The sequence below is a fragment of the Rhizobium aureum genome, from assembly GCF_030182495.1.
In the GTDB taxonomy this organism is placed as follows: domain Bacteria; phylum Pseudomonadota; class Alphaproteobacteria; order Rhizobiales; family Rhizobiaceae; genus Rhizobium; species Rhizobium tropici_C.
The window spans coordinates 161,255-177,171 of sequence record NZ_JAQJCI010000005.1 but is presented as its reverse complement, the minus strand read 5'-3'; the positions used below and the strand labels follow the sequence as shown (position 1 = coordinate 177,171).

15 protein-coding genes and 1 riboswitch are annotated in these 15,917 nt (G+C 59.6%); of the genes, 4 read left to right on the top strand and 11 right to left on the bottom strand.

Annotation, left to right across the window (positions count from 1 at the left end; genetic code table 11):
• Nucleotides 1–85: 85 nt before the first annotated feature.
• Both PH552_RS14965 and PH552_RS14960 read left to right on the top strand, forming a co-directional pair.
• Nucleotides 86–769, top strand: coding sequence for a pyridoxamine 5'-phosphate oxidase family protein (locus PH552_RS14965; protein WP_112340383.1), 684 nt, complete (start codon nt 86–88; stop codon nt 767–769).
• 29 nt (nt 770–798) lie between these two features.
• Nucleotides 799–1,461 carry a GNAT family N-acetyltransferase gene (locus PH552_RS14960; protein WP_112340384.1) on the top strand — a complete coding sequence of 221 codons (663 nt, stop codon included), beginning with the start codon at nt 799–801 and terminating at the stop codon, nt 1,459–1,461.
• Nucleotides 1,462–1,482: 21 nt separating this feature from the next.
• Here PH552_RS14960 and aac(6') read toward each other — a convergent pair whose 3' ends face one another.
• Nucleotides 1,483–1,923 carry an aminoglycoside 6'-N-acetyltransferase gene (gene aac(6'), locus PH552_RS14955; protein ID WP_112340385.1) on the bottom strand — a complete coding sequence of 147 codons (441 nt, stop codon included), beginning with the start codon at nt 1,921–1,923 and terminating at the stop codon, nt 1,483–1,485.
• Between the two features lie 132 nt (nt 1,924–2,055).
• Between aac(6') and olsE the strand changes: the two genes are divergently transcribed.
• Together olsE and PH552_RS14945 are read left to right on the top strand one after the other, a co-directional pair.
• Nucleotides 2,056–3,051, top strand: a complete 996-nt coding sequence (gene olsE / locus PH552_RS14950; RefSeq protein ID WP_112340386.1) for an ornithine lipid hydroxylase OlsE — start codon at nt 2,056–2,058, stop codon at nt 3,049–3,051.
• 225 nt (nt 3,052–3,276) lie between these two features.
• Nucleotides 3,277–6,600, top strand: coding sequence for a thiamine pyrophosphate-dependent enzyme (locus PH552_RS14945; RefSeq protein WP_112340387.1), 3,324 nt, complete (start codon nt 3,277–3,279; stop codon nt 6,598–6,600).
• A 156-nt stretch (nt 6,601–6,756) separates the two neighbouring features.
• On the opposite strand, the gene olsC is transcribed toward PH552_RS14945, so the two are convergent.
• From olsC to PH552_RS14895, 10 genes are all read right to left on the bottom strand, one after another.
• The gene (gene olsC / locus PH552_RS14940; protein WP_112340388.1) at nt 6,757–7,602 is read right to left on the bottom strand and encodes an ornithine lipid ester-linked acyl 2-hydroxylase OlsC; all 846 of its coding nucleotides are present in this window, start codon (nt 7,600–7,602) and stop codon (nt 6,757–6,759) included.
• Between the two features lie 302 nt (nt 7,603–7,904).
• Nucleotides 7,905–8,294: a fluoride efflux transporter CrcB gene (gene crcB / locus PH552_RS14935; protein WP_112340389.1), complete on the bottom strand. Its 390-nt coding sequence runs from the start codon at nt 8,292–8,294 to the stop codon at nt 7,905–7,907.
• Nucleotides 8,295–8,316: 22 nt separating this feature from the next.
• Nucleotides 8,317–9,684: a voltage-gated chloride channel family protein gene (locus PH552_RS14930; RefSeq protein WP_112340390.1), complete on the bottom strand. Its 1,368-nt coding sequence runs from the start codon at nt 9,682–9,684 to the stop codon at nt 8,317–8,319.
• 115 nt (nt 9,685–9,799) lie between these two features.
• A riboswitch (Fluoride riboswitch) is annotated at nt 9,800–9,888 on the bottom strand.
• Nucleotides 9,889–9,952: 64 nt separating this feature from the next.
• Nucleotides 9,953–10,783 carry a class I SAM-dependent methyltransferase gene (locus PH552_RS14925; protein ID WP_112340391.1) on the bottom strand — a complete coding sequence of 277 codons (831 nt, stop codon included), beginning with the start codon at nt 10,781–10,783 and terminating at the stop codon, nt 9,953–9,955.
• A gap of 62 nt (nt 10,784–10,845) precedes the next feature.
• Nucleotides 10,846–11,889 carry a Gfo/Idh/MocA family protein gene (locus PH552_RS14920; protein WP_112340392.1) on the bottom strand — a complete coding sequence of 348 codons (1,044 nt, stop codon included), beginning with the start codon at nt 11,887–11,889 and terminating at the stop codon, nt 10,846–10,848.
• Nucleotides 11,890–11,897: 8 nt separating this feature from the next.
• A complete protein-coding gene (locus tag PH552_RS14915) occupies nt 11,898–12,683 on the bottom strand; it encodes a ThuA domain-containing protein (RefSeq protein ID WP_183762922.1) in 786 nt (261 codons plus the stop codon).
• Nucleotides 12,684–12,848: 165 nt separating this feature from the next.
• Nucleotides 12,849–13,190 carry an SMR family transporter gene (locus PH552_RS14910; protein ID WP_112340394.1) on the bottom strand — a complete coding sequence of 114 codons (342 nt, stop codon included), beginning with the start codon at nt 13,188–13,190 and terminating at the stop codon, nt 12,849–12,851.
• A gap of 19 nt (nt 13,191–13,209) precedes the next feature.
• Nucleotides 13,210–13,773: a TetR/AcrR family transcriptional regulator gene (locus PH552_RS14905; protein WP_183762919.1), complete on the bottom strand. Its 564-nt coding sequence runs from the start codon at nt 13,771–13,773 to the stop codon at nt 13,210–13,212.
• 88 nt (nt 13,774–13,861) lie between these two features.
• Nucleotides 13,862–14,950 (bottom strand): ABC transporter ATP-binding protein, encoded by a 1,089-nt coding sequence (locus PH552_RS14900; protein ID WP_112340396.1) that lies wholly within the window; start codon nt 14,948–14,950, stop codon nt 13,862–13,864.
• 90 nt (nt 14,951–15,040) lie between these two features.
• Entirely contained in the window at nt 15,041–15,916 is an 876-nt protein-coding gene (locus PH552_RS14895) for a carbohydrate ABC transporter permease (protein WP_112340397.1), read from the bottom strand.
• Between the last annotated feature and the right edge of the window lies 1 nt (nt 15,917).

The window sequence follows — 15,917 nt, the reverse complement described above, 5'->3', positions numbered from 1 at the left end:
ACTGGTCTGCTAAAAATCAAGAAACTGGCTATTTATAGCCTACCTCTTTGCTGCCAGAGATCAATGCTCAATCGACGAGGAAGCCATGGCCGATCTCAACGCGCCCGATACGAAGACCTATCCGACCACCGAACGCACCCGGGTGCGGCGAAGCCCGAAGCGTGGCAGCCACGCCCATGCCGATGTCCATGCCATTCTGGATGCCGCTCCGCTCTGTCACGTCGGCTATGTCATCAACGGCGCGCCCTATGTGACGCCGACCCTGCATTGGCGGGAGGACGATTATGTCTATTGGCACGGATCATCCGCCAGCCGTTTCCTGCGCGCCGCAGAAGATATGCCGGTCTGCCTGACCTGCAGCATCATCGACGGCTATGTGCTGGCCCGCTCGGCCTTCAATCATTCCGTCAATTACCGTTCGGCCATGGTCTTCGGCACGGCCCGCCTGGTCGACGACATCGAGGAGAAGACCGATGCACTGCGCCGCTTCATCGAAGACCTGTTTCCCGGCCGCTGGGACAGTTTGAGGCCGATGACCGGTCAGGAGGTCAAGGCAACTTCTGTGCTGCGCATGAAGATCGATGAGGCCTCGGCCAAGATTCGCAACGGCCCGCCAGGCGATTTGGAGGAGGCAGATCATCCCGTCTGGGCCGGCGTCCTGCCCATCGAAAGCCGTCTGGTATCGCCACAGCCCGCCCCCGGCTTGCCCGATGGGATGGAACTGCCACAATCCCTCGCAGACCTGATACACTCCGGCCGGCTCCGCTAGGCTGTATTTGATGACCAAAGGACTTTGACATGGATCTGACGAACTGGAAGGGCGTATCCCGTCCCGAGCGCATTACTCTGGAAGGCCATTATACGCGGATAGAACCGCTCGATCCGGCCCGTCATGGCGACGATCTCTATGCCTCGGCCCGCGCGCCCGGCGCGGAAGATCGTTTCCGCTATCTCTTCGAAGACGCACCGGCTGATCGCTCTGCCTTTTCGCCCTGGCTTGAGAAAGCCGCATCCAGCGCCGATCCGCTCTTCTTCGCGACGATCGACAAGCGCACGGGCCGTGCCGAAGGCCGGCAGGCTCTGATGCGCATAGACAATACACATGGCGTCATCGAGATCGGCAGCATCCTTTGGGGACCCGCCATCGCCCGCAGCCGCGTGACGACCGAGACGCTCTATCTCTTTGCATCCTATGTCTTCGACACGCTCGGCTATCGCCGCTTCGAGTGGAAGTGCAACAACCTCAATGAACCTTCGAAGCGGGCAGCCGAACGGTTCGGTTTCGTTTTCGAAGGCATCTTCCGCCAGCACATGGTCGCCAAGGGCCAGAATCGCGACACCGCCTGGTTTGCCATGATCGACGCCGACTGGCCGCGGCTGAAGGCCGGCTACGAGCGCTGGCTGAAGCCGGAGAATTTCGATGCGGCCGGACAGCAGAAAACGAAATTGACATTCGCCTAGGCACAGTCCTGTAGCTCCGGCCTAGAGCAGCTTTCGAAAATAGACCACGCGCCTGGTTTCGACAAAACCGAGCGCTGCATGGAAGGCATGGCTCGCAAGATTGTCGATCAATGCATCCGAGGCAAACTCCGTGCAGCCGGCCTCCCGCCCCCAGGCGGCGACAGCCTCGCAAAGTGCCTGTGCCACCCCTTCCCGTCGATTTTCCGGGCGCACATAGATTCCCTCGAGGAACAGAACCGGGGATGTCTCGCAACCGTTGACGTAATCGTGCCGCAATGTTGCTTCGGCAAAACCGGTGATATGACCGGCAGCATCGATCGCCACGAAAGCAATACCGTTTTCATTGGAGCAAAACTGCGCAAGTTCCGCGCGGTGATGTTCGACCGAATGGCCGGGCCAAAGCGCCGCGCGCAAGCCAACCCACCCCTCCAGATGCTCGTGTCCCGCCTTTTCTATCCGCATGTTTCGGTCTCCCTTCCAACTGCCGTCGCCAGCGATCGGAAAAATTTCGCTTTCGACTCCACAATCATCGCGCTACATATCCCGCATACTCACGCGCAAATTTTTCGCTGATCAGAATCTGAGGATGATGGAATGACATTTCAAAGCAGTTCGCGTCTTTACGCTGCTGTTTCCTCCCTGTTGTGGCCTGCCATCCTATGCGGTGGACTAACGGGAGCCTATTTCGCCTTCCAGTCGGATATGCATCTTCTCTGGTTCAATGTCGTCTATCTTTCGACGGTGGCCATAATCGCCCTCTTCGAGCGGTTGATGCCTTACGAGAAGACTTGGCAGAAACGCGATGGCGAAACCTTCAACGATGTCGCCCATACGCTGCTGAACAAAGGCGGCGTGCAGATCGCCGCTGCGATCGGCACCTCTTTCCCCATGGCCGTTGCAACGGTTGCGCAGCCGGCACTGAGCTACCATTCGCATTTCTGGCCGGATCAGTGGCCGATGATATTCCAGGTGGCGCTCGGCCTCGTCATCGCCGAGTTCGGCCTCTATATGGCCCATCGTCTCGCGCATGAGCATCTGTCGCTATGGCGCTTCCATGCGCTGCATCACAGCGTCGAGCGGCTATGGGTCATCAATACAGGCCGCTTTCACGTCATCGATACGCTCTTCAAGATCGCGCTCGGTCAGATTCCACTCTATCTGCTCGGCGCGCCTTTGCCGGTCTTCCTCTGGATCGGTGCGGTCACGGCTTTCATCGGCCTTTTGACCCATTGCAATGTCGACATGCGCACCGGCCCGCTCGACCTCATATTCTCGACGCCGCGCCTGCATCGCTGGCATCATTCAAAAGTGCTTGCCGAAGGCAATACGAATTATGGGGAAAACCTCGTGATCTGGGACCAGCTTCTCGGCACCTTCTACAATCCGCCGCGCCCCTCCTCCACGGATATCGGCATCACCGGCAAGATCGCCAAAGGCTTCCTCGCCCAGCTCGCGCAGCCCTTCTCGAAGAAGGGCCGCAAGGAGATTATCGGCAAGAAGCCGAAGGAATTGATCCTTCAGGAAGAACAAGCCGCAAAGGCCGCCGCGGCAAGGCGGAACAGCAACATCAGGATCCGCAAATCAGGCTAGGATCGCTTTCGATAAACGCGCCGATCGCCTGGCGCACGGACGGATGCGTTCATCGATACATGCCTGTGGACAGAAACATCGCGAAAAACTCAAGCCCGGCGATTCACGTATTTCGGTTTCAAACCGAGAAAATATTGTCATTTAACGTGTATTGAAAAAGGTAGCCCAGGGGTCTACCTAGGTCCACGCAATTAATTTGGACGAAAGATTAGGAAAATCATTGAGATGGAAGGGAGGTTTACAACAGAATACCTCAAGCAACTTCACAGAATATTTTTCGTTTCCAGAGAAATAGACCGTCTTGAGCGAGAATTCATCAAGCAGGGCATAGCACATTTCCATGTTTCCGGCGCCGGACATGAGTCCACGGCGCTGCTCAACGAGTTTCTCCAAGACGACGACTGGCTGCATCTCCATTATCGCGACAAGGCATTGATGCTCGCGCGCGGCATGCCCATTCGTGAGTTCTTCTCCAGCCTGCTCGCCACAGCCAGTTCACACTCGGCCGGCCGGCAGATGAGCGCGCATCTCTCTTCCCGCGCTCTCAATATCACCTCCATCGTCGGCCCTGTCGGCAACAATGCGCTGCACGCTGTCGGCGTTGCCGCATCCCTGAAGCACAAGCCCGGCATGCCGATTGCCGTCTGCTGTGTCGGCGACGGCACCACCCAGCAGGGCGAATTCGTCGAAGCGGTCGCCGAGGCCGTGCGCGGCCAGTATCCCGTCGTCTTCGTTATCGAGGATAACAGCTTCTCCATTTCGACAAGAACGAGCAAGCAGACCTTCTTCGACCTGCCCGGCGGCCCGGCCTCCAGCTTTTATGGCGTCGAGATCATCCGCACCGAGGGTGACGATCTGCGGGCCTCGCGCGAGGCCTTTCACAAGGCGGTCCGCCACAGCCGCAACAACCGCACGCCGAGCATCGTGCTCCTCAATGTCGAGCGGCTGTCCGACCACACCAACGCCGACGACCAGAAGACCTACCGCACCCTGCTCGAAATCGAGGCCGGCTCCTCGCGTGATCCGCTGCCGAACCTGCGAGCCATGCTGCAGAAGGCAGGCACCGACGCCGACGCGCTTCGAAAGCTCGAACAGGAATTGACGGCCGAAGTCCAGGCGGAAGCCGCCCTCGCCCGCAAGGAAGACGCGCCCAAGGTCGAACCGGAGGCGAAGGCTCCCTATCCGGCTTCCTTCAAGGGAAAGACTGAATATCGCGGCAATGAAAAAACATCGACCTTGACGATGCGCGAAGCGCTGAATGCGGTCCTCGACAAACAGCTTGCCGCCAATCCCGACGTCGTCCTGTTCGGCCAGGATATCGAAGATCCGAAGGGCGACGTCTTCGGCGTTACCCGCGGTCTCAGCACGAAATATCCCGATCGCGTCCGCAATGCCGCTCTCAGCGAGTCCACCATCGTCGGCACGGCCGTCGGCCGTGCGCTGGCCGGGCAGCGCCCGGTCGCCTTCCTGCAATTCGCCGATTTCCTGCCGCTCGCCTATAACCAGATCGTCTCGGAAATGGGCAGCATGTTCTGGCGCACGGAGGGGGCATGGGAAGCTCCCGTCATTCTGATGGTGAGCTGCGGCGGCTATAAGCCCGGCCTTGGCCCGTTCCACGCCCAGAGCTTCGAGGGCATGCTGGCGCACACACCGGGTATCGACGTCGTCATGCCCTCCAGCGCCGGCGATGCGGCGGGGCTTCTCAATGCCGCCTTCGACTCACGGCGCCCCACGGTTTTCCTTTATCCGAAGGCCGTGCTCAACAATTCCGACGGCCGCACCTCCGAGGATATCGACAAGCACTTCGTCCATCCCGGCCTGTCACGCCATGTTACCCGCGGCCGCGACATCACGCTCGTCAGCTACGGCAATACCGTTTCGCTCTGCGCCAATGCCGCGAGCGCTTTCGAGGCCCAGGGCTTTTCCGTCGAGGTGATCGATCTGCGCTCGATCTCGCCTTGGGACGAGAAGGAAGTGCTGGCGAGCGCCCGGCGCACCCGCCGTCTGATCGTCGTCCATGAAGATAATCGCACCGTCGGCATGGGTGCGGAAATCATCGCGACCGTCACCGAAAAGACCGACGTGCCCGTCGTCGTGCGCAGGCTGGCGCGCTCGGATGCCCACATTCCCTTCAACTTCCGCAATCAGCTCGAAACCTTGCCCTCCTACCGCAAGCTGGTCGATCTGATGGCAGAGGTTCTCGAATGCGAAGTGACCTGGCATGAAGAAGATGACAGCGGCCCGACGGCAGCTATCAAGGCTATCGGCTCCGGCCCTGCGGACGAAAACGTCCTGGTGACGGATCTGCTCGTCAAGCCTGGCGACAAGATCGAGGTCGGTCAGCTCGTTGCCGTCGTCGAGGCGACGAAAGCCTCTGTCGAGATCTGCGCCAATATCGGCGGCGTCGTGCAGGAAGTCTTCGCCAAGGTCGGCGACCAGATCGCCACCGACAGCCCGCTTCTGACCGTCGATGCCAACCGCGATCTGAGCGAACAGAATTTTGCGCTTGCCTCCGAAATCCAGAACAAGTTCGTGCTGCGGCGCCTGAAGTCGCACGTCATCCCGGCGCTGCGCCGCCACACCGGCAGCTTCTCGGAAGTCGTCATCAACGGCATCGGCATCGCCACCGGCGCCCGCCGCGTCACCAACGAAGAGATCATCCACAATTGGCCAAATCGCCGCGCCGACGAGATTCTTGCACTGACGGGTATCAAGAGCCGCTTCTGGGTCGGGCCTGACGAAGGCACGCTGAGCCTCGCGACGAAGGCGGCTCGCGATCTCCTCAAGCAGAACCAGATCTCGATCCACGATATCGATCTGGTGATTGCCGCCACGGGCACGCCTGACATCGCCACGCCGTCGCTCGCAAGCCGCGTCGCGGTTGCCGTCGCCGAAGACGGCGTGCGGCCGTCGCTTGCCGCCTATGACATGGGCGCCGCCTGCTCCGGCTATCTCTACGCGCTGCAGCAGGCCTATGATTTCATTGCCCAGCAGAACGACGCCAAGGTGCTCATCATCACCTCGGAAGTCCTGTCGCCGCTGCTCGACATGAACGATTTCTCGACGGCGATCCTGTTCGGCGATGCCGCAACCGCCAGCCTCGTGACCAGCCGCGACATGGCGCGCAATCCGCTCTTCACCGCAAGCCGTCCGATCGTCAGCGGTCGGCCGGAACCGGGCGATCTACTCTACGTTCCGCTGCCGGACGATGGCGTCATTGCCATGAACGGCCGCTCGGTCTTCACCGAAGCGGTGCATTCGATGACCCGTTCGATCGAAAACGCCTGCGTCGATGCCGGCATCGAGCTTGCCAATCTCGATCTCCTGGTGCCGCATCAGGCCAACCAGCGTATCATCGACACGATTGCCAAGCGCAGTGGCCGCCCAGCCCTCAGCGTCATCGAGACCTACGGCAACACCAGCTCGTCAAGCATTCCGCTCGCCATGCTGCATGTTGCCGACGAACACTCCGAACCGCTCAACCTCGGCCTCGTGGCTTTCGGTGGTGGCATGACGGCAGGTGCTGCAATCGTACGGACAGTGAAATAACCTCAGTTTCATTCCCCTGGCGCCTCGAAGCCTTCAGAACGACGAACGCAACATCGCCGATTTGCCGCACTTCAGCGCTTGCGCGTGACTGAATAAAACAAAACCCCGGGCTCCCTCAGAGAGACCGGGGTTTATGAAGCTAAACAGTCGATAAAATCAGGGTTTCGGGCGGTTTCTAAACGCCTCGGCTTCGGCGTAGAACTTCTTTTCCCATTCCTTGTGGTTGTCGAGACCTTCCTTGATGAAGGGCGTGAAGATCGCCAGGTTCATCAGAGCCCAGTTGATGAAGCGGGCCGGGAATTTCAGCGGCTTGACGAAATCGACGAAGAGCACCACGCGGGTCTTGTCGGTATGGTTCCAGGCTTCATGCTCATAGGCGTCGTCGAAGATCAGCGCCTTGCCTTCCTGCCAGTGGCAAACCTGCTTGTCGACGCGAATGGCGAGCTTGTCATTCGGCTCCGGCACGATGAGGCCGAGATGCAGGCGCAGCACGCCATTATAGGGGCCGCGATGCGCAGGCAGATGTTTGCCCGGCTCGAAGATCGAGAACATCGCCGTCGTCAGGCCGGGAATCTTCTGCACGGCCGCCCAGGTATTCGGGCACGCCTTGATGTTCTGCTCGGACTTCACGCCGAAACCGAGAAGGAAGAACGTCTTCCAGCGCGTATCGGTCGAAATGGTCTTCACGTCGGTGGAGATGTCCTGGAAGGTCGGCAGCTCGCTCTGGCGCAGCAGCACCTTTTCGAGCTCTGCGCGGATGGCCGGATAATCCTTCTCGATCTCGGCCGCCCAGGGGAAGGTCGCGGTGTCATAGACCGGCGGATTGCCGAGCTTGGCATATTTCAGGTTGAGGCTTTCGGCCCAGGCAACGATGCTCATAAAAAAGCGGGTCATGGCGCTCGGACGGTCCATCGGCGCGATGCCGGCGGTGCCGAAGGTCTGTTCCGGAGCAGAAGATTGGTTGGAAGTGGGAGCAGGTGCGCTCAAGGGACTCTCCGTCATGTCTGTCTTTTGGGGCGGTGCGGTCCGGGAGGAGGTTGCCCGGGGAGTCCGCATGCGAATCCCGGAGCGAGAACAGGCTTGTCATTGGGAATGCTTTGCCGGTGCTTATCCTGATCGACGCCCGACTCCTTGTGTTATGCGGTGATCTTAATAGGCGATTATATGAGTTGATTAGTCGAATTTCGCAAGAGAGTCCGTTCGCAACAAACGGTGGTTTGTCGTGGAATGAACCTCTGCGATTCTCAAGAGGGATTCACCTCGGAATCGGCAAAAATGCGGCGAAATCTGCCGACGCCCAATCACTATGCCGTTTGAACCTGAATTATTAGCCGGACAATTGCAAGTCCTGCCATCAGAGCCCCGATCGACAGGAAAACGGACAGGCCGATATAGGCGATGGCCGGCATCCATTGGCCGCGCTCCCAGAGCATGACGCTCTCCAGCGCAAAGGTCGAAAACGTCGTGAACCCACCCAGAAGGCCTGTTGTTAGAAACAACCGCATCTCCTGCGACATACCGCCGCGAAAAGCGAAATACTCCGTCAGCAGCCCCATGATGAAGGCACCAAGCACATTGATGATCAACGTGCCGAATGGAAATTCGACCCCAAGCAGGCGGGCAACGAGCTCATTGATACCAAGGCGGAACGCGCCGCCCAATCCGGCACCGAGAAACACGACAAGATAGAGCACGACAACCTCCGCCGTCCTTGCGTCAAACCTTTCCGACCTTATGGGCATTTTCCCGCCGCGTCTTCAAGCCGCTCTCGCGAATATGGCGAAGCGGTGTATCGGCCGGGATGTTATCGGAAGCACCTTTGGCGATGCCGAGCCGCTGCGACAGATAGATGCTGGTATGGCCGCTGCAGATATAGGCAAGGAAGCATGCCACGGCGAGATAGACCGTATGCGTCGCGCCGAAGAGCTCGATGCCCATGATCATGCAGGCAAGCGGCGTGTTGGTGGCACCGGCAAAAACGGCAACAAAGCCCAACCCGGCAAAGAGATCGGCCGGGGCACCGAGAATGACGGCAAGCGCATTACCGAGCGCGGCACCGATGAAGAACAAAGGCGTCACCTCCCCGCCCTTGAAGCCGGCACTGAGTGTCACGATCGTGAAGACCGCCTTCCAGAACCAGCTCCAGTAATCCACACGGGCAGGATCGAAGAAGCCGAGGATCGTCGCATCGTCAGGGTTGGGCGACCAGACGCCAAGCCCGAGATATTGCCGCGTGCCAAGCAGATAGACGAGACCGATCAAGATCGCACTGGCGATGACAGGCCTGAGCGGCGCGTAAGCGCAGAGCCGCTTGAATGCCGCGGACGCCCGATGCGAGACCTCGCTGAACGAGCGCGCCATCAGGCCAAAGATCACGCCGGCGATGCCGGCCTTGACGAGCAGCAGTGCATCGAGATGGAAGGTGCCGGCTGGCGTGCCGGCGAGATAGCCGATCTGATACTGGATGTGCTCGATGCCCCAGGCATGGCAGGTCCAATCGGCTATGATCGCCGCCGCAAGGCTCGGGATCAGCGCCTCATATTGTATTCGCCCGATCGTCAGGACTTCGAGAGCGAAGACGGCACCAGCGATCGGCGTGCCGAAGACCGCGCCGAAGCCCGCAGCGATGCCCGCCATGAGGAGGATGCGGATCTCGGCATGACTGAGCCGGAAAACCCTCGCAAAGGCGCTGGCAATGCTGCCGCCGAGCTGCACGGCTGTCCCCTCGCGTCCCGCCGAACCGCCGACCAGATGCGTCAGAACCGTCGAAACCAGGATGAAGGGCGCCATGCGCAGCGGCACGCCGCCGCCGGGCTCATGGATCTGATCGACGATCAGATTGTTGCCGCCTTCCGATCCGCGGCCGAAGTGCTGATAGACCAGCACCATCAGGAAGCCGGCAACCGGCATCAGGAAGATCAGCCAGGGATGGTCGAAACGCGCGGCCGTCGCCTTGTCCAGGCTCCAGAGAAACAGAGCGCAAAGCGAGCCGACGACGACCGCCATCGGTACGACCAGAACTATCCATTTGAACAGGCTGCGAAACTGCTGAAAGCGATGATGAAAATAGGCGGAGGCGGACATCAGTTTGCCCCTCCCGCAAAGCCGGCGGATGGCCCCGCGGGGACGGTGGATAAATGACACGAATGGGATAACGGTAGAAAGACAGGCACGACTCTACTCCTTCGCCTCTCAGGCGCGTTGAGTAGGAGTCATCAGCTTCCCTGGAGAAATCAGAGCAGCGGTTCGGCCACCATGGCCCGGCAGAAATCCATTACCGTTATATTTTCCATACAGACACAGGCCCGCCGCTGTCAATGGACCGTGGCGAACCGCATCCGGCACAATGGCCTCAAATGGCTTTGGCAATCATCTCGATCGGCGCAAGCAGGCCGCCCTCGACCGACACGTTGACGTTGCTCATGCGCTCGCCAGCCCGCGGACCCATCAGCGTACGGACACCCTGGTCTCGCACACCGCCGGCCGCAGCCGCCCTGGCGCGCGCTTCATGTGCCAATCGGATTGCGAGAGCGCTGCGGTCCTGCTCGAGCTCGACCGTGAAGCCGGCTTCGTCAAGCAGATAGCGATAGACATCGGGGCTGCGGACGAAACTCGTTTCCGGTTCCATCGCCCAGGGCATCGGATAGGGCAGCGTTCCCTCCCGCATCTGCATGATCTCATAAAGCCCGAAACGGCCACCGGGCTTGAGAATGCGCCTGATCTCGGAAAACAGCCGAGCCTTGTCCTCGATATTCATGCCGACATGGATGAGCGTCGCCCGGTCGAAACTGCCGCTCTCGAAAGGCAATGCCAACGCGCTGCCCTGCCGAAAGGAAACCAGATCCTTGAGACCGCAGCGGGCCGTCAGCGAATTGGCGACCTGAACGAATTCTTCGGTGAGATCGATTCCCGAGACGATGCATCCATAGGAATCGGCAAAATGGCGGCCAGGCCCGCCGAGCCCCGATCCGATATCGGCAAGTCGCAGGCCGGCGGAAAGTTCGAGATCCCTTGCGAAATCAACTGTCGCAGCGTGCCGCCCCAGATGGAATTCATCGATATCGGTCAGATCGCGGATGCGCAGGTTGTCGATATCCTTGCCCTCGGCAGCAAGCGTTTGCAGGATCGCCGTTTCCAGCGATCCATGCGTATAGTGGCTGGCAACTTTTTCCTCGGTAGACATGCACGCACTCCCAAGGCTTGGCCTGAAGATGGACTATTGCATATTAAACTGCTGCAGCGCCATCAGACCTTCAGTTCGCGCCGTTCGACTTCCGTCACCATGGCAAGATCCAGCACGCGCTGCAAGTTGGCCGCATGGCGGAAGCTCGGGTCCTGGCTGCTGCCGATCATGACAGCTTCAGCGAAGCGTTGATAATTGGTCAGGACCGGCTGCACTTCAAGCACCCTCCACGTGGCCGTTTCGGTGTCATCGCCAAGGCAGCCGCGCAATTCGGAACCGTTCGGGCTATGGGAGACTTCCAGGCCGCCGCGCTCGCCATAGATGCGCAGCTTCAACTCATTTAGATGCCCTGTCGCCCAGCGGCTCGCATGCACGACGCCGAGCGCACCGTTGGCAAAATCGACCGCCATCGAGAAGCTGTCGTTCGCATCAAGCGTATATTCGCCGATACGTTCACCGGGCGCTTTCTCGAAGGTCTTCAGACGGGCGAAGACGTGATCGATATCCGTCGCGGCGCCATAAGCGGCGAAATCGAGGATATGGATGCCGATATCGCCGAGTACGCCGTTCGAGCCATGCCCGGTCGACAGCCGCCAGAGCCATTTGGATTCACTGCGCCAGTCCCCCCAGGCCTTGGAGACGAGCCAGCTCTGCAGATAGGATGCCTCCACGTGCTTGACCGTGCCGATCTCGCCGGAGATCACCATCTCTCGGGCTTTTTGCAGTTGCGCGACATTGCGATAGGTCAGGTTGACCATGTTGATGACCCCTGCCCTTTCGGCGGCTTCCGTCATCTCGAGCGCCTTTTGATAATTCTCCGCGAGCGGCTTCTCGCAGAGAACATGCTTGCCGGCGGCAAGCAGTGGCAGGGTCGTCGGATGGTGAGCCTTATCCGGCGTGACATTGGTCGCCGCATCGAATTCGCCCCAGGCAAGCGCCTCGTCCAGCGACAAAAAGCGCTTCTCGATATCGAACGTATCGCAAAAGGCGGTGAGCCTCGTCGCATCCGTATCGACGGCGCCGACGATTTCGACGCCAGGAATACGGGCGAAATGCTCCACATGGTTCTTCGCCATGCCGCCCGTGCCAACTACTATGAGACGCATATGATACCTCAGCGATAACCGGCTTCGCCGGCCTGGTGCAGTTTCGGGCCGCGTTCGACGATCGGCTCCAGTGCTTTTTCGACCGGTACGTTCGGCGCATCATGGATGCTGGCCTGGGTGCCGAGTGGGTTGTAGGCCCACTTCACGGAATTGATCAGGACTTTCTGAACCGTGCCGTTGTGATAGGTCGGATAGGTTTCGTGACCCGGGCGGAAATAGAAGATGTTGCCGGCGCCGCGGCGCCAGGTCATGCCAGACCGGAAGACTTCGCCGCCCTGGAACCAGGAGATGAACACGGTTTCCAGCGGTTCCGGAACGGAGAATTGTTCGCCGTACATTTCCTCATTCTCAAGCTCGAAATGCTCGTCAAGACCGGCTGCGATCGGGTGGCGGGGATTGATGACCCAGAGGCGCTCACGCTCACCGGCTTCGCGCCACTTCAGCGCGCAGGGCGTACCCATCAGGCGCTTGAAGACTTTGGAGAAATGGCCGGAATGCAGAACGATGAGGCCCATGCCCTCCCACACCCGCTTTGCCACACGCTCGACGACTTCGTCCTTGACGGCGCCATGATCCTTGTGGCCCCACCACAAAAGGACATCGGTATCTTTCAGACGGGCTTCGCTGAGGCCATGCTCCGGCTCCTGCAGCGTTGCAGTGGACGCTTCGATACCGGCGTCGGCGTTCAATGCCTTGGCGATGGTATTGTGCATGCCCTCCGGATAGATCTCGGCAACGACCTTGTTTGTCTGCTCATGAATGTTCTCGCCCCAAACGACGGCACGAATAGTCATTTCGGCACTCCTCTTATACCATAGAAATTGAATGGGTTTATGCAATCCAAAGCGCTTTGGGAAAGCGCCGTACTTCAAGCCTCCATCAGCCCGCCCGCGGCAAGAGATAAAGCCTCCCCGTGAATTTGACAAAGACAAAAACGACCATAGACAACACCTGTGTTTTCAGTGCGACACGGATTTTGAAAAGAGATTGACGACGAGTACGCCGGCAATGATCAGACCCAGGCCAATGACAGCGGCAAGGTCAAGTTTCTGGCGGAAAAGCACGACCCCCACCATCGAAATCAGCACGATACCGAGCGCGCTCCATATGGCGTAGGCAATGCCAACCGGGATGACGCGCAACGTCACCGAAAGACAATAGAAGGCGGCCGTATAGCAGATCACCAGAACCACCGTCGGGCCGAGGCGGGTGAACTGCTGCGACATCTGCAATGCCGTCGTGCCGACCACCTCCAGCACGATCGCGACCAGCAGCATTGCATACACGGATGCGTTCGCCATTCCATTGTCTCCGATAAGGTTAGAGCTGGGTCAGCTCGATCAGCCGGTTGATCAGCTTCTGACGGGCGCTTTCGTCCATGTCGTGGCTGCCAAGCAGGTCGGCGAGCCAGATCCCATCGGCCGCCAGTCTGACGATTGCCGCGTCCACCGAGGAATCCGTACCGATATATTCCTCACTGCGTTCGCGCACCCATGCGTGCCACCGCTGCCGCAATTGCGGCTCGGTCAGCAGCACCATCGTCACCTGCGCCCAGTCCTTCGCACCTTCGGGCTGATCGCGCAGCGCCAGGCAGGCATGCAGGTAGCCGCGGGTAAAGCGGCCATGCGGCAACGGATCGGCGCGCATCGCTTCCTCGATTGCCGCATCCAGCCGCTCCAGCAGGCTGTCGAACAGCGCTTCCAGCAGCATGTTCTTGCTGGGAAAATGATGCAGCAAACCGCCCTTGCTGACCCCGGACGCTCCGGAAACGGCGTCCAGCGTCACCGCCGTCATCCCCTTTTCGGAGGCAAGACGCGCCGCGACCTCCAGCAACTGCTGGCGAACGAACAAGGGCTGCTTCTTTCTGTGGTGCGCGGTGGACATGGCGATATAACATACCAGTTGGACGGTTTCGTCAACGGCCGACTTGATTGCCTCTGAACCTTATCGAACGTTTGTGTTCCTCCCTCCCTTAGTTTACGGAATGATGGGCCGCATCATTCTCATCGAAGATGCTTACCTTTGCGGCATCGACGGTGAAGGCGATCGGCGAGCCGGTCGTGATCGTCGTCATGCCAGGATCCGTGCCGATGATCTTCGAACCGTCCTTGAGCCGGACGTGAACGAGCGAACGGTCGCCCAGGCGTTCGATGGTCTCGACCTGCCCCCCGATATCGCCCTTCTCCGCCGTCGTAACGACCAGATGCTCCGGACGGATGCCGAGCGTCAGTCCGGAATTCGAAAGGCCATTGAGCGCAACAGCCGTCTTGATGATCGAACCATCCGGCAACCTCGCAGTCGCCAGCCCGCCTGCCTCGCCAACTTCTGCTATATTGATGAAGTTCATACCCGGCGATCCAACGAACTGGGCGACGTAACGCGTCGCCGGGCGCGTATAGATCTCGACCGGAGTCGCCACTTGCTCGATCTTCTTGTTGTTCAAGAGCACGATACGGTCGGCAAGCGTCATCGCCTCCACCTGGTCATGGGTGACGAAGACCATGGTCGCGCCCAATCGCTCATGCAGCTGCGCCAACTCGACGCGCGTACGCGTGCGCAGGCCGGCATCGAGGTTGGAGAGCGGCTCGTCGAAAAGGAAGACGTCAGGCTCGCGCACGATGGCGCGGCCGATCGCGACACGCTGGCGCTGGCCGCCGGAGAGTGCCGAGGGCTTGCGATCAAGAAGGTGCGGCATTTCCAGGATCTTTGCCGCTTCTTCGATGCGTCTTGCGATCTCATGCTTGGGCGTTTTGATATTTTTCAAGCCGAAGGACATGTTGTCTCGAACGGTCATGTGCGGATAGAGCGCATAGGATTGGAAGACCATCGATACGCCGCGCTCGCCGGGCGGCAGCTGGTCGACCCGCTTTCCGCCGATCCAGATCTCCCCGCTGGTGATCGTCTCGAGACCTGCAATCATGCGCAGCAAGGTCGACTTGCCGCAGCCCGAGCCGCCGAGGAAGACGACGAACTCGCCGCGCTCGATCGTCAGATCGATGTCGTTCAGAACCTGCACGGCACCGAAATGCTTGGTGAGGGATTTGATATTGATACCTGCCACTTTACGCCTCCTGCGGAAAATCGAACTTATCGAACTTGCCATTCGTCGCGCCCGCCCGGCGGCTTTCGCCGAACGGGGCTTCCGCATTGGTTATTTGACGGCACCTACCGCGACACCGCGCGTCAGCGTCCGTTGGAAAATAAGGAAGAAGATGATCGTCGGCGTTATGCCAAGCAGAGAAGCCGCCGCAATCGCGGTCGGATCCTGCGTATTGGCGCCTGTCAGCACGCCCATGGCAACCGAGATGGTTTGATTGTTGTTGGAGACCAGAAACACAAGCGGGATCAGGAATTCGTTCCACGTCCAGATGAAGAAGAAGGTCGCAAGCACTGCGAGCGTCGGGCGCAGCACCGGCACGATCACCATCCAGAGAATCTGCCACCGCGTCGCATTGTCGATCTGCGCAGCCTCGATGATCTCGCGCGGGAAGGTCGCCAGCACCGAAGACAGAAGATAGGTTCCGAATGCGGTATGCAGCACGCCGATGATCAGGATAACCGAGAGCATCGAGTCGAACAGGCCGACCTGCTTTGACATATAGTAGAGCGGATAGACCAATGCCTCCTGCGGCGCCATAATGGATATCAGCAGCAGGACGAGAAGCCCTTGCCCGCCTCTAACGCGTCCTATGCCGATGGCATAGGCATTCAGGAGACTGAGGACGACGGCCAGAATGGCGGTGCATCCGCTGATGAGAATACTGTTGAAGAGCTTCCGGGGGAAATCGACGGTCGCCCAGAAGTTCTTGAGTGCCGTCAGATCGAAGCTGTGCGGAAGAGCAAGCGGACCGTTGGCGGCATAGTCGGAGGGCGTCTTGATGGCGTTGACTGCCGCGAGAAAGAACGGAAAGAGCGTGCCAGCAAGGAAAACCAGCAGAATGCCCAGAACGACCCAGCGGCCGAAGCCCCTTCTTACGCGATGCTCCGTCGAAGCGATATGTGTGGAAATCGAGGATGCCGTTGCCATC

Excerpts from the sequence above, each read along its gene's own strand:
- PH552_RS14965 (WP_112340383.1), top strand. The coding sequence starts at position 86 with ATGGCCGATCTCAACGCGCCCGATACGAAGACCTATCCGACCACCGAA.
- PH552_RS14960 (WP_112340384.1), top strand. The coding sequence starts at position 799 with ATGGATCTGACGAACTGGAAGGGCGTATCCCGTCCCGAGCGCATTACT.
- olsE (WP_112340386.1), top strand. The coding sequence starts at position 2,056 with ATGACATTTCAAAGCAGTTCGCGTCTTTACGCTGCTGTTTCCTCCCTG.
- PH552_RS14945 (WP_112340387.1), top strand. The coding sequence starts at position 3,277 with ATGGAAGGGAGGTTTACAACAGAATACCTCAAGCAACTTCACAGAATA.
- olsC (WP_112340388.1), bottom strand. The coding sequence starts at position 7,602 with ATGACGGAGAGTCCCTTGAGCGCACCTGCTCCCACTTCCAACCAATCT.
- PH552_RS14930 (WP_112340390.1), bottom strand. The coding sequence starts at position 9,684 with ATGTCCGCCTCCGCCTATTTTCATCATCGCTTTCAGCAGTTTCGCAGC.
- PH552_RS14925 (WP_112340391.1), bottom strand. The coding sequence starts at position 10,783 with ATGTCTACCGAGGAAAAAGTTGCCAGCCACTATACGCATGGATCGCTG.
- PH552_RS14920 (WP_112340392.1), bottom strand. The coding sequence starts at position 11,889 with ATGCGTCTCATAGTAGTTGGCACGGGCGGCATGGCGAAGAACCATGTG.
- PH552_RS14915 (WP_183762922.1), bottom strand. The coding sequence starts at position 12,683 with ATGACTATTCGTGCCGTCGTTTGGGGCGAGAACATTCATGAGCAGACA.
- PH552_RS14910 (WP_112340394.1), bottom strand. The coding sequence starts at position 13,190 with ATGGCGAACGCATCCGTGTATGCAATGCTGCTGGTCGCGATCGTGCTG.
- PH552_RS14905 (WP_183762919.1), bottom strand. The coding sequence starts at position 13,773 with ATGTCCACCGCGCACCACAGAAAGAAGCAGCCCTTGTTCGTTCGCCAG.
- PH552_RS14895 (WP_112340397.1), bottom strand. The coding sequence starts at position 15,916 with ATGGCAACGGCATCCTCGATTTCCACACATATCGCTTCGACGGAGCAT.